Consider the following 13,802-nt stretch of genomic DNA (forward strand, 5'->3'; position numbering starts at 1 on the left):
GCGTAAGTTCGTCGGCAGCGTCAGATGTTTATAAGAGACAGCGGCTCGACAGCGAGGAGGGCGCGGGGACGATGGGTGTGGGGGGGGGGTACTCTTCCGGCCGGCTTGAGGAATGGGGTCCGTGGCTGCTGGATGAGTGCGTGGGGATGAGCTCCTGGAGCAGCTCGGTGGGCACGCGGATGATGGGCGTCGGCGCGGGTGGCTCGTCCCGCTGGCGGTCGTAGGGCGAGCGCACCACGGGCGTGGCCGAGGCGGTCTCATCCCGTTCCTTCTCGAAGGGCGAGCGCACCACCGGCGTGTGCGAGGGCGGCTCGTAACGCGCTCCGATGACGGGGCTGCGGACGACCGGGGTCGGTGCGGGGGCTTCATCAGAGTCCCCGGCAGCTTCGCTGGTGCCCGCGTCCGTCCGGTTCAGCGCGGCGGGCGCCTTGATGATGGGCGTCGCTGATGAGGTTTCGCTGGAATCCGCGCCCACGGGCGAAGGAGACCAGCCCGGAGGTGGGGGGACCTTGACGACGGGCGTCGTCGCCGAGGCTTCGCTTCCGTTCTCGTTCAGCACCGGCGGCAGTCGGCCTGAAGACGATGGCGCCTTGACGATGGGCGTCGTCCCCGAGGCTTCGCTGTCGTCGTCACTCTGCACGGAGGAGAACCGGCCCGAGGCGGAGGGCGCTTTCACGACGGGCGTCATCGCCGCGTGCTCACTCGTATCGTCGCTCACCGTCGACGAGGCCTGCGCTGTCGGAGCCGGCGCCTTGACGATGGGCGTCGGCGACGGGGGGGCGTCCGCGTCTTCGACCTCCGTTGCCTGAACGATGGGAAGCGCGCTTTCGGAATCGTCGTCGTCGCTCGCGTCGTACGCGGAACCTTCCGGCGTCACGTCCTTGCCGGCCACGCTGGACGCGGAGGCCTCGCTCTCGCGGACCGTGGTGGTCGCGGCATCGGCGGCCGCTGCGGAACGCTCTCGCAGCGGCGCGCCCATCACCACGGGCGGCTCGATGGGATTCGTCTCGAGTTCCGTCTTGATGAGGCGCGTGTCGAGCCCTTCATCGAGCACCTGCCCCATGACCAGCGGCAGGTCTTCGCGCGCACGCCCCGCGGCAGGTGCGTCCTTGTCCTTCCGAGGCTCCGGCGCCTTCTTGGGAAGCGGTGCCGCCGTGGGGGCGGGCTCGGGAGGCAGCAGCGCCGCCAGCCGGTTCGTGGGCGTTCCCGTCACCGTGGTGGGCGCGGGCAGGTTGTCCTCGCTCGTGGTGGAGACGGGCTCCGACCGCTTCTCCAGCAGCGAGTCATACAGGTCCAGGAGCTTGCCGCGGATGAGCCCCGCGTCGAGCGCCGCCTCCGCGTGGGCCCGAGCCACCTGGCCCAGCTCCATCCGGCGCTTCACGTCGCGCGCCAGCTCGATGATGCGGTCGGCCAAGGCCTGGCTGTCGCCCGGAGGGAAGAAGACGCCCGCGCCAGCCGGGATGAGCTCCCGCGTCACGGGCAGGTCCGCCGCGATGATGGGGCGGCCCGCGGCGCAGTACTCCGACACCTTCGCCAGCGGCCCGCCCTGAACGCGATTGCGCTCCACGTCATCCATGGGCAGCACGCCCACGTCCGCGAGCGCGAGCACCTTGGCCAGGTCGTCGTGGTGCACCGGGGGTTGGAACTCCACCCGGTCGCCCAGTCCCAGCTCCTTCACCAGGTCATCCAGGTGCGGCTGCCAGTCCGCGTGGCGCGCGCCCACCACCGTGAGGCGCACCTCTTCCTTCCGGGCCGCCACCTCCACCGCGCGCAGCAGCGTGGACAGGCCTTGCCACCCCACCTGGCTGCCCAGGTACATCATCCGGAGCGGTTCGCCGTCCGGGGCGCCCAGCACCTCGGGCGTGAAGGGTTGGAGGTCCACCGGCGCGGGCAGCACCCGGACCTGCTCCTCACTGGCGCCGAGCGACTGGATGTACGCGCGCGTCGTCTCCGAGCCGGTGACGATGAGGTCCGCGTTCATCAGGCAGAACAGCTCCTGCCTGCGAATCTTCGACAGGAAGCGCCGGTCCCCCTCCGTCTGCGGGTGGGTGTACCGCAGCTCCTGCGAGGGGAACGTCTGGGCCTCGTAGATGAGCCGGTACCCGTAGTCTCCCTTCAGCTCGCACAATGCGTATCCGCCGAAGGGGTCCGTGAAGTGGGCGAGCGCGTAGTCCTCGCTTTCGAGCTGCCGGCGCACGGCCCGCTCGAAGGCCTGGATGCGCGAAGCGAGGTCCCCCGAGCCTACCGGGACGCGCAGCAGCCGGGCGCCCTGGTACTTCTCGATGTGGGAGTGGTCAGGCGTCTTCGCCGACAGCACCACCACGGAGAAGCGGTCCGGCAACGCCTTCAAGTATTCGGTCAAACGCCGGGATGAACCCGACGGACCGGGGATGACGTCGAAACTGCACAGGAGCAGTCTGGGCAGGTCGCTCAAGCGTGGGCAGGATACCTAGCCGCCCCCTGAGTGTCATCGGGTGATGAAACGAGAAAGGGGGGTCGGGCGAAGAACACATGTCAAGCTGGCACGTTGACCCCCTACGACCAGCGACCTAAAGGCCTGCTTGCCTATGGAAGACCTCAAGAGCGTGACGGTCAGCTACCTCAGGGAGTTGGCACGGAAGCACCTGGGGAGCGGCTACAGCCGGATGAAAAAAGAGGAGCTGCTCGCAGCCCTGGCCGCCTACGTCCCCGCCCTGGCGAAGCTCGCCCGGTTGGCGGGCATCCGAGTGCCTCCCAAGCGCTCGGCCGCGAAACCCGCCGCCCGAAAGGCCAAGGCGCCCCGGAAGTCGAAGACCCCGACCGCCGCGAAGCCCAAGACCGACGGCCCGCAAGGCCAGGGCAGGGTGTCCGCGCCCAAGCGGGTGGCCGCCAAGCGGGCCTCCGAGAAGCCCGGGAGCAAGCCGACTGTCAAACCCGCGAAGGTGGTCACGTTCCCGCCCAGGCCCCGAGTGGAACGGGCGCGTGAGCCGGTGACGCCCGTCATGCCTTCCGTCACGAGGCCGCCCGTTCCCGCGCCGGAACCGGTGCCGCCGCCCGTCACACGGCCCGCGCCTGTGCAAAAGCCCGCGGAGCCCGTGGAGGAGGGCTTCTTCGTGGCGCGGGTGGCTGGCGAGGAGGAGGCGCGCAGCCACCATCTGGTGGAAAGCGCGCCGGTTCCGCCTCCGCCCACCGTGGATGTCGAGGGATTGGGTGAGCTGCCGGAGGGGTATCAGGACGACGCCGTCCTCCTGTTGCCCAGGGACCCGCACACGCTCTTCGTGTCCTGGGACTTCAGCCAGGGGGCCCTGCTGCGGGCGCAGGATGCACTGGAGGCGCCGCGCACCGTGCTTCGTGTGTTCGGTGATGAACAGATGGAGCGGGAGTTGGACTTCGCGGTGGAGGCTCGCGGCTTCTACATCCGAGGGTTGCCGGCGGGGCGGACGTATCGCGTGGAGGCGCACTTCGTCGGTCGTGATGGGCAGAGTTGCCGCATCGGTGCTTCGAGCAACCGCGTGACGCTGCCTCCCGCGGGTGTCTCCACGGATTTGACGGTGCGTTTCCTTCGGGTTCCTCCGCTTGAGGCGGTGCTGCCCGTGGCGGTCGTGGAAGCGCCGCCGGAAGAGGAGCGCGAGTACGTGTCGTGGCGCCGGGTGAACCTGCCGGGCAGTGGTGGCGTGCTGGATGTGCCGGAAGTCCACAGGGAGCGTCGTGGCAGGGACATGACGGAGGCGCACCTAGAGGGCCCCGCGCGAGCGCCGGGCGCTTCGGACCAGCGGTACGTGGAGTCGGTGGAACGCGTGCCTGGGGCTTCGGACCAACGGTACGTGGACTCGGTGAGGCGAGCGGCGGGGGCTTCGGACCATCGCTATCTGTCGGATGCGGCGCAGCGGAATGCGCGCGAGGTGCGTGGATCCGTGACTGCTCCCGTGTCGCACTACCTGGAGATCCTGGGCCGTGCACCGGGGGCTTCGGACCTGCGCTACGCGGAAGGCGGCGCGGCACGCCAGGCAGGCAGTGACACGTCACCGCACCGCTACCTGGACGTGAAGGGCATCCCGGGTGCATCGGACCTGCGCTACGCGGAAGGCGGTGCGACTCGCTCGCCGGTCAGCGGCGCTTCGCCTTATCGCTATCTGGACGTGCAGGGCATTCCGGGTGCATCGGACCTCCGCTATGCGGAAGGTGCGGCGACTTCGCATCAGCATCACCTGGACGTAAGCCGCATTCCGGGAGCGTCGGACATGCGCTACCTGGAGTCGCCGCCCCGCGCGCCGGGGGCATCGGAGCAACGCTACCTGGAGTCATCTCCGCAGCGGGCAGGCGCCTCGGAGCTTCGCTACCTGAATGCCCCGGAACGGGCGCCGGGTGCATCGGGGCAAGGCTACCTGGAGCCATCGCAGCCGCAGCCGGGCGCCTCGGAACGCCGCCACCTGGATTCTCCTCCGCAGGGGACAGGCGCCTCGGGTCGTGGCTTCCTCGGTGCTCCGATTCAACCGTCGGGCGTTGCCGACACGTCAGCACGCACAGAAACCGGAACCACCGCGAAGGATGCTCACGGCGCCGGCCCTCATCCCCCCGCGGTCGAGGAGAACCACCGCTACTTCGAGGCTCCGCCACGTTCATCCGGCACCACGGGTCCTGGCAGCGACGCCCAGGCGCAGGGAGACGCCGATGCGGAGGAGGAGCACCGCTACTTCGAAGTGCCCCGGTCCCGTGTGGAAGGCGCGGCGCATCGCCGCCCGGCGTCTCCTTCTTCCTTCGAGGTCCGCGAGGGCCACGCCACCCGCGATTCGGCGGAGCCGCCTCCCCGGAAGCCGCCTTCGGGCGACGGCCGCTCCTGAACCCGCACGGAGACATTGAACGACCATGAGCCAGGGTTCCCTCGCGCTGGTGCTCCACGCGCACCTTCCCTTTGTTCGGCACCCCGAGCATGAGGACTTCCTCGAGGAGGACTGGCTCTACGAGGCCATCTCCGAGACGTACCTCCCGCTGCTCCAGGTCTTCGACGGACTGGCGGAGGACGGCGTCCCGTTCCGCCTGGCGATGACGCTGTCTCCGACGCTCGTCTCCATGCTGCGCGACGAGTTGCTGATGAGCCGCTACGCACGGCGGCTGGACCTGCTCTGCGAACTGGGCGCGCGAGAGGCGCATCGGACGCGAGTCGACGCCACCTTTGGCCCCATTGCCCGCTTCTACCGGGACCACTTCGAGTCCCTGCGCCGCGCGTTCCATGACCGCTACAAGCGCGACCTCGTCGCCGCGTTCCGGCGGCTCCAGGACGCGGGCTACCTGGACATCCTCACCTGCAACGCGACACACGGTTTCCTGCCGTTGATGCAGCAGGTGCCCGAAGCCGTCCGCGCCCAGGTGACGGTGGCCGCGAACCACTACCGCCAGCACTTCGGCAGGGACCCCGCCGGTATCTGGCTCGCCGAGTGCGGCTACTACCCGGGCCTGGAGCGCCTGCTGGCCAGCGAGCGCATTCGTTACTTCTTCGTCGACACGCACGGCCTGACGGACGCCGTGCCCCGGCCCCTGCATGGCCCCTACGCACCTGTCTTCACGGAGGCGGGCGTCGCCGCGTATGCCCGAGACCCGGAGAGCAGCCAGCAGGTATGGAGCACCGAGTACGGCTACCCGGGTGACCCGGACTACCGCGAGTTCTACCGAGACATCGGCTGGGACCTGGATCTGGACTACATCCGCCCGTTCATCCAGCCCACCGGCGAGCGCAAGAACACCGGCTTCAAGTACTTCCGCATCACCGGGAAGACGAACGAGAAGCGCCCCTATGATCCGCTCGCCGCGCGTGAGCGGGCCTCGGTGCATGCGGGCAACTTCCTGTTCAACCGCCAACGGCAGATTGAAGACCTGGCCTCGCGCCTGGGCGGCAGGGAGCCGGTGGTCGTCGCGCCCTATGACGCCGAGCTCTTCGGCCACTGGTGGTTCGAGGGGCCCCAGTTCCTCGACTTCCTCATCCGCAAGGTCGCGTATGACCAGAAGACGTTCCGGCTGGTGACGCCGTTGGATGACCTGCGGGAGCACCCGGAGAATCAGGTGGCGACGCCGCCGCTGTCCTCGTGGGGCGCGGGCGGTTACGCCAACATGTGGCTCGACGGCAGCAATGATTGGATCTACCGCCACCTCAACCACTGCGCGAAGCAGATGGTGGAGCTGGCGCGGGACTTCCCGGATGCCGGTGAGCTGCAACGTCGCGCGCTCAATCAGGCGGCCAGGGAGTTGCTGCTCGCTCAGTCTTCCGACTGGGCCTTCATCATGAAGACGGGCACCATGGTGGAGTACGCCCAGCGCCGCACGCGCGAGCACATCCTGCGCTTCCAGCGCCTGCACGAGCAGCTGCGCGGCGGCAGCCTGGACGAGGGCTGGCTCTCTCTCGTGGAGGGGCGGGACAACCTCTATCCAGAGCTGGACTACCGCCTCTATCTGCCTGCCTGAGGCCAGGGGGAGCAGGGTGGGGCGATGTGTCCTCCTGTCGCCACGTCAGACGGTTTGGCTTGCGGGGCGGGTTTTCGGCTTTAGCTTGGTCTGCATATGAACCGTTCGACCGTCTCGTTCCGGAAGGCGCTCGTCGCCGCGCTCCTGGTCGCGTTGACCCCCGCTGCTGCTGTTTCGCAGGCGCCAAAGTCGCCGCCCGCGGCCACCCAGCCGGGCGCCGGGAACGTCCTCCAGCCCGCGACACGGGAGGCCCAGGCGCTTCCGTCGCTGGCGCCGCTGGTGGAGTCGGTGAAGTCGGCGGTGGTCAACGTGGACGTGCAGGCCCGAGGGGGCGGCATTCCGCGTGGGATGGAGGACAACCCGCTCTTCGAGCGCTTCTTCGGTGGAGGCCGCGAGGGCGGCCGTCAGCGCCGCGAGCCGCTGCGCCAAGGGGCAGGGTCCGGCTTCATCATCGACCCGAAGGGCGTCGTCCTCACCAACAACCACGTGGTGGAGGATGCCGTCAGCATCACCATCCGCCTGGATGACGGACGCAGCTTCAGCGGCGAGGTGGTGGGGCGTGATCCGCTCACGGACGTGGCGCTCGTGCGGCTCAAGGAGAAGGTGGAGAACCTGCCCACCGTGAAGCTGGGCGACTCGGATGCACTGCGCGTGGGGGACTGGGTGGTGGCCATTGGCAACCCCTTCGGTCTGGCCTCCAGCGTCAGCCTGGGCATCGTCTCCGCGCGCGCGCGTGAGATTGGCGCCAGCCAGTACGACGAGTTCCTCCAGACGGACGCGGCCATCAACCCGGGCAACTCGGGCGGCCCGCTCTTCAACATGAAGGGCGAAGTGGTGGGCATCAACACCGCCATCGTCGGCGGTGGCTCCGGCATCGGCTTCGCGGTGCCCAGCAGTCTCATCGGTTCGCTGCTACCGCAGTTGGAGAAGGAAGGCTCCGTCACGCGCGCATGGCTGGGCGTGGGCATCCAGGACTTGACGCGGGACCTGGCCAGCGCGCTCAAGCTCCCCGTGAACCAAGGTGCCATCCTCACGCAGGTGATGCCGTCTTCTCCCGCGGCGAAGGCGGGCCTGAAGCAGGATGACGTCGTCATCGCCATCGACGGCCGGACAGTCACCTCCAGCGGCGAGCTGACGCGCACCGTGGCGCTCAAGCGTCCCGGAAGTACGTCCACGTTGACGCTCTACCGCGACGGCAAGAAGCAGGACGTGAAGGTGGCGCTCGGCACGCGGCCGGACCTGGAGGGCGTGGCCTCGGCGAAGCAGCGGCCGGACAACCAGCAGGAGAGCTCCCGGCGCGTGGGCGTCAGCCTCCAGAACCTGGATGCGCGCACCGCGCAGCAGGCCGGCTTCACGGACAGCAGCGGCGCGCTCATCACCGACGTGGTGCCTGGCTCGCCGGCGGACCGCGCGCAGTTGGAGCCCGGCATGGTCGTCATCGAGGCCAACCGCAAGAAGGTGGAGAACGCGGACGCCCTGGCCCGCATCATCAAGGGCGCCGAGTCCGGGAGCACCTTGCTGCTGCGCGTGACGGCGCCGGGCGGGGCTCGCAACCTGCGCGCCCTGCGGGTTCCGTGAGTCCGGAAGGAGCCCCCACTTCTTCTCGGACGACGGCTTCCATTCGTCGGCCGATGGCTATGAGGAGTGGGCGGACCTGTTGCTGCCCATGGCGCAGACGCTCGTGAGCCGCTGAGCGCCTACGCCTTGGCCACGCCACCCGGAGGATTGGGGGCGGCAGTCACGGCGGGAGGCTCCGCCGTGGGCGTGTGCGGGCCCCGCTCGCGGCCCGGGTGCAGCTCCATGCCGGTCTCGTACAGGGTGGTGCGGTTCCGGCCGGTGCGCTTGCTGAAATAGAGCGCTGCGTCCGCGCAGTCCACCAGCTCTTCCTGGGCGGAAGCGTCGGAGGGGAAGTGCGACGCGCCAATGGACACCGTGACGTGGTTGCCCGGCAGGCCCGGCTGGACCAGCTCCACGGATTCCGCCACGGCGCGGCGCAGCTTCTCCGCGACCTCCATGGCCTCCGTCTTGTTCGTCTGGGGCAGGAGGATGACGAACTCCTCGCCGCCGTAGCGCGCCAGCGTGTCCACCTTGCGCACGCGCAGCCGCAGCACGTCGCACACCCGGCGCAGCGTCTCGTCACCCACGCGGTGGCCGGCCAGGTCGTTGATGCGCTTGAAGTGGTCCACGTCCACCATGAGCAGCGCCAGCGGGGTGCCGAAGCGGTTCGAGCGTGCCAGCTCCAGCTCCATGCGCTGGAAGAGGTGGCGGCGGTTGGGCACGCCGGTGAGCGGGTCCGTCATGGTGAGCTTCACCGTCTCCGCGTGCAGCCGGGCGTTCTTCACCGCCGTGGCCACCACGTCCGCCACCGCGGTGAGCAGCTCGATTTCCTCCGCGGAGAAGCTGGCCACTTCGGGGCGCTGGAAGTTCATCACGCCCAGCAGCGTCTCCATGTGCACCATGGGCGCCGCCAGCAGCGCGCCGCTGTTCAGCCCGCCCTTCACCAGGTCCGGCTTGGCGAACACGCTGGAGCGGTCCGCCGTGTCCGGCAGATACACCGACTTGCGCGTCTCCGCCGCGCGCCCGCAGGCGCCTTCGCCCAGCGCGAAGGTGAGGCCCTCCGCGCCGCGGCCCTCCGGCCAGGCGTGCTTGATTTCCAGCAGGCTCTCCGGGTTCATCAACATGATGGAGAACTCGGGGATGCGCAGCCGCTCGGTCACCAGCCGGGTGACGGCGTCCAGCAGCTCATCCAGCTCCAGCGTGGCGTTGAGCGAGCGCGCCACGTCGAAGAGCAGCGACAGCTCCTTGAGGCGGTCCTCCAACTCGTCCTTGAGGGCCAGCTTCTCCTTCACCAGCTCCAGGTCGCGGTGGGTGTCAATCTCCTCCGCCTTCATGGAGGTGAGCCGCGCCAGCATCTGGTTGAAGGCCGCGCCCAACTGCGCGAGCTCGTCGGTGCCTCGCGCGTCCGCGCGCACCAGCAGGTCGCCCGCCTCCGCGCGCCGCATGGCCACGCTCAGCTTGCGCAGTGGGCGGGTGAGGACGAAGTGCAGCGCCAGCCCGGTGATGAGCGCCAGCAGCACCACGAACAGGCCCATGGAGCCGAGCGCCGCGCCGAACACGGACGACAGCTCCTGGTGCAGCGCCGGCTCCGCCATGCGCAGCTGCAGGATGCTGGCGCCCGGCACGTCGCCGGAGGTGTGGCAGCCGGCGCACTCGGGCCCGCCGAGGGGACGGATGACCTCCGTCATCTGCGCCACCGAGCGCGCCCGCTCGGGGCCAGGGGCCGTCAGCCGAGCGGCCTCCGGGTGCGTCGTGCCTTCTTCACCCGAGCGGCGGGACCAGAGGATGCGCCCATCCGGCGTCAGCACCCGGACGTCCTCCACCGAGCGGAAGAGCCGGGTGTCGGAGCGCATCACCTCCGTCACCGCGCCATGGGCCGGAGCCCCGCGCGCTTGCGGAAGGGTGAAGGTGGATGCGACGAACTCCGCCAGCGCCAGCGACTCCACTTGGGTGGCGTCCTGGACCGCGACCCGCGCCTCACGCCAGAAGTGGCCGACGCCCAGCAGCGCCACGAGCAGCCCGGGCAGGGCGATGCTCCAAAGCAGCTTGCGACCAACGGTGTCGGGACCCAGGGGCATACGGGTGCTCGCGGCTCTCGAGCGCGGAGTTTCGGACTGGTTTCACGGAGTTTGGACGGTCCATGAATTGTCAGGTGGCTGACGCTACCTGTCAAACGAAGCGGCGAAATCATCCTACGATTGCGCTGACGCTGGATCACCTCCTGGTGCATCAATCAGGTGGATTCCTGGAGATTCCATGTCGACCGAATTTCTCACCTCCGCGCTGTTGCCGGTGCCGCACGGCTTCACCACTCGCGCTGGCGGTTGTTCGGAGGGGCCCTACGCGTCACTCAACCTGGGTTTCTCCGTGGGCGACGAGCGGGCGCGCGTGGAGGAGAACCACCGCCGCCTCGCACAGTCCGCTGGCGCGCCGCTCGAAGCGCTGAGCCGCGTGTCGCAGGTGCACGGTGATCGCGTGGTGGAGGCCCGGAGCGGGGAGGGGGCCCAGGGGCTGCGCCCCACGGAGGGCGAGGCGGACGGACTGTGGACGCAGGCAACGGGAAGCTGGGTGGCGGTGGGCACGGCGGACTGCGTGCCGGTGCTGCTGGTGGACCCGGATGGGCGCGGCGTGGCGGCGGTGCACTCCGGCTGGCGGGGTACGGACGCGGACATCAGCGCGCGCGCCGTGGAGGTGCTGGTGTCGCGCGGTGCGAGGCCGGAGCGGCTGCTGGCGGCGGTGGGGCCGTCGATACAGGTCTGTTGCTACGAGGTGTCGGAGGAGCTGGCGCAGCGCTTCAGCGCGCGCTTCGGGGATGAAGTGGTGCGGTGGGTGGGAGGCAAGCCGCGGCTGGACCTGACCCGCGCGGTGCGTCAGACGTTGGTGGGGGCGGGGCTCAAGCTGGCCCACGTCGATGTGCTACAGGCCTGTACGGCGTGTGATTCAACGCGTTTCTTCTCCCATCGGCGGGACGCGGGGCGGACGGGGCGGCACCTCAATTACGTGGTACACCGCTTCTAGCCACCCGGTGTGTGGGGCCGATTTCTTGACGCTCTCCGACGGGCCTTCCTATCCTCGGGGGGACCCCTCTGCTGAAAAAGGCCCGTGCCCGCGCGCTCCGTCATCTTCCGTCTGCTCGCCGCCGCGCCCCTGTGTGCGCTGGGCGCTTGCGCCACCACCGCTTCCTCGGAGGCGGAGGTGAGTGCGCTGCGCTCCGAACTGCGCACGCTGCGCGCGTCCCAGGAACGGCTGGTGGAGCGGGTGGCCCGGTTGGAGGCGCACGACGCCGTGTCGCGCGCGGGGGCTTCGAGTGAGAGCCCGTCAGCGCGTCCCATTCCGGTGAAGGTGGAGGCGTCCGCCCAGGAGTCGCTGGGCGCCACGCCGGAGTTGGCGGTGGTGAAGCTCAAGCCGCGCCATGAGCCCGCGCCGAAGCTGCCCACCGCCGTGGCGGTGATGGAGCCGGACGACGAGCAGATGGAGATGTTCATCAGCCCCGCGCCGGACGAAGGGTCCGCCTCGTCGGCGAGCGCCGCGTCGGCCGCGACCATGATGGCGTCGAACGAGGACGCGGGGGAGCAGCAGGACCCCGACGTGCTCGACGCGGAGTTCGACAAGGCCGTGAACATGCTGCGCACCGGCAACGTGGAGGGCGGGGTGGAGAAGCTGCGCCGCTTCGCTGATGAGAACCCGCGTCACCCGCGCGCCGACAACGCGCTCTATTTCAGCGGGTTGGGCCAGATTGGCCTCAACGAGTTCAAGGGAGCCGCGAAGACGTTCGAGCGGCTCATCGACAAGTATCCCGCCGGGGACGCCATGCTGGACGGCATGCTCCGGCTCGCCGAGTGCCGGATGCGGCTCAACCAGTCCGCGGATGCCAAGGTGCTCTACACCCGCGTCGTCACCCAGTTCCCGGGGACGGCGGCTGCTACCCAGGCGGAACAGCGGCTCGCCGCGATCCCCCAGTGATGCTTCTTTCGAAAGGACGTCCCGCGATGCGCTCCCGGATTCTCACCTCGCTGATGTTGAGCCTCGCCGTCGCGCCAACCGCGTACGCCCAGCAGGAGAACGAGGAAGAGCAGGACACGGGCGGTGAGATGGGCGGCGCCGAGGTGATGGACGAGGCGCCCGATTCCGCGCAGCCGACCTCCGTCGCCATTCCGCCCGGCGCGCCCCGGGGCCGTGAGAGCGCTCCCGGTGAGGTCCACTCCGTGGAGTCGGGTGACACGCTGTGGGACTTGTCCCAGCGTTACCTGGGCAGCCCCTGGTACTGGCCCAAGGTCTGGTCCTACAACCCGGAGATCGCCAACCCGCACTGGATCTACCCCGGCAACCAGGTGCGCTTCTTCGCCGCGGGCGAGGAGGTCCCCACCCAGGTGACGGAGATGGTGGTCGACGAGGGCGACGTGACGGCCCCCATGGAGATGACCTCCAACGACCAGGTCATCGTGACGGGCAAGATTGGCGTCGACCTGGCCAACTCTGTCCCCGTGACGACGCAGGGCTTCGTCACCCAGCGCGAACTGGACGAGGCCGGCCGCATCGAGGGCTCGCCCTCCAACGCGGTGATGCTCTCCTTCCCGGACAGCGTCTACGTGCGCTTCAAGCGGAAGGGTGACGTGAAGGTGGGGGACCGCTACGTCGTCTACCACACCACCCAGGCCGTGAAGCACCCGGTGACCGGGCGCCCGCTGGGCTTCCTCACCGACTTCGTGGGCACCCTGCGCGTGCAGCGCGTGGGCGACGGCATCGTCACCGCGCAGATCATGGACACGTGGGACGGCATCGAGCGTGGCGACCTGGTGGGCCCCGTGGGTGAGCGCCTCACCGAGCGCGTGGCGCCGAAGCCGAACGCGAAGCAGCTGGACGGCACCGTCATCACCGCGCTGGTGCCGTACCTCACGGTGCTGGGTGAGAACCACAGCATCGTCGTGGACAAGGGCAGCGCGGACGGCGTGGAGCTGGGCAACACCTTCAACATCCTCCGCAAGGGTGACCCGTCTCGCCACGTGCTGGGGCACGACGTGCGCAAGCCGTCCAAGGAGGAGCAGGCCTTCCCCTGGCGGAGCATCGGCGCGTGCCTGGTGACCGAGGTCAAGGAGCGTACCTCCAACTGCCTCATGACCCGCTCCCTGGAGGAACTGGTCCCCGGCGACCGCGCCCACATGTCCGCGGGCTCGTCGTCCTCGGCCAGCCGCTGAGCGGCGCGGCAGGAAAAATGCAATGGGCCCCTCGGATGGAGGGGCTGAGTGCTTGACCGGTGGCGGTCCGGTGTTTATGTGTCGCGCCCCTCCCAGCGGCCCCACCTTCATATAGGTGGGTATCGAGCGGGGGACGGGTATGGCGGACGCTGAGACGGACATCCTCACGGCGGAGCAGCAGGCATGCCTCGCGCTCTGGGCCGTTCCCGGCCTGGGGCCGAGGACGCTGGTCGCCCTGCGCGCGTTCGCGGACGGAAGCCTCGCGCCGCTCGCCGCGACTCCGGTGCGAGACTGGGTGTCTCAGGCGCCGGTTTCCTCACAGGTTCGTCGCAAGCTCGCCTCCGTAGAGCGCCTGGCGCCGGTGGCGTGGCGGGTGTGGGAAGCCTGCCGGGCGTCGGGCATGAAGGTGGCGTTCCAGGGGCAGGCGGCCTATCCAGAGCGGCTGGCGGAGGTGGCGGATGCGCCGCCGGTGCTCTTCTACCGGGGCGTGCCGGGGCTGCCGCGGCGCCGGTTGGCCATGGTAGGCAGCCGTCATCCGGATCAGGGCTTCCTGCCGTTCGCGCGGCGTTTCGCCCGGCAGGTGGCGGCGTCGGGGGTGGGGGTGGTGTCAGGGGC

At 69.5% G+C, this 13,802-nt stretch carries 8 protein-coding genes; 7 read left to right on the plus strand and 1 reads right to left on the minus strand.

Annotated elements, in window-relative coordinates:
- Window positions 1–2,567 precede the first annotated feature (2,567 nt).
- The 3 genes from F8M74_RS36010 to F8M74_RS36020 all read left to right on the plus strand — a co-directional run bounded on the left by F8M74_RS36010 (window position 2,568) and on the right by F8M74_RS36020 (window position 8,013).
- Window positions 2,568–4,820 (plus strand): DUF4912 domain-containing protein, encoded by a 2,253-nt coding sequence (locus tag F8M74_RS36010; RefSeq protein ID WP_163884725.1) that lies wholly within the window; start codon window positions 2,568–2,570, stop codon window positions 4,818–4,820.
- A 25-nt stretch (window positions 4,821–4,845) separates the two neighbouring features.
- Window positions 4,846–6,435: a glycoside hydrolase family 57 protein gene (locus tag F8M74_RS36015; RefSeq protein ID WP_141258631.1), complete on the plus strand. Its 1,590-nt coding sequence runs from the start codon at window positions 4,846–4,848 to the stop codon at window positions 6,433–6,435.
- 96 nt (window positions 6,436–6,531) lie between these two features.
- Window positions 6,532–8,013, plus strand: coding sequence for a trypsin-like peptidase domain-containing protein (locus tag F8M74_RS36020; RefSeq protein WP_141258630.1), 1,482 nt, complete (start codon window positions 6,532–6,534; stop codon window positions 8,011–8,013).
- Between the two features lie 119 nt (window positions 8,014–8,132).
- Here F8M74_RS36020 and F8M74_RS36030 read toward each other — a convergent pair whose 3' ends face one another.
- Window positions 8,133–10,070, minus strand: coding sequence for a diguanylate cyclase (locus tag F8M74_RS36030; RefSeq protein ID WP_141258629.1), 1,938 nt, complete (start codon window positions 10,068–10,070; stop codon window positions 8,133–8,135).
- A 178-nt stretch (window positions 10,071–10,248) separates the two neighbouring features.
- Between F8M74_RS36030 and pgeF the strand changes: the two genes are divergently transcribed.
- From pgeF to F8M74_RS36050, 4 genes are all read left to right on the plus strand, one after another.
- Window positions 10,249–11,010 carry a peptidoglycan editing factor PgeF gene (gene pgeF, locus F8M74_RS36035; protein ID WP_141258628.1) on the plus strand — a complete coding sequence of 254 codons (762 nt, stop codon included), beginning with the start codon at window positions 10,249–10,251 and terminating at the stop codon, window positions 11,008–11,010.
- An 84-nt stretch (window positions 11,011–11,094) separates the two neighbouring features.
- Window positions 11,095–11,955: a tol-pal system YbgF family protein gene (locus F8M74_RS36040; RefSeq protein ID WP_141258627.1), complete on the plus strand. Its 861-nt coding sequence runs from the start codon at window positions 11,095–11,097 to the stop codon at window positions 11,953–11,955.
- A gap of 26 nt (window positions 11,956–11,981) precedes the next feature.
- A complete protein-coding gene (locus F8M74_RS36045; protein WP_171410540.1) occupies window positions 11,982–13,187 on the plus strand; it encodes a LysM peptidoglycan-binding domain-containing protein in 1,206 nt (401 codons plus the stop codon).
- A gap of 139 nt (window positions 13,188–13,326) precedes the next feature.
- A partial coding sequence (locus F8M74_RS36050) for a DNA-processing protein DprA (RefSeq protein ID WP_194858738.1) occupies window positions 13,327–13,802 on the plus strand: 476 nt, incomplete at its 3' end.

The sequence above is a fragment of the Myxococcus sp. CA023 genome (assembly GCF_010998615.1).
Taxonomy (GTDB): domain Bacteria; phylum Myxococcota; class Myxococcia; order Myxococcales; family Myxococcaceae; genus Myxococcus.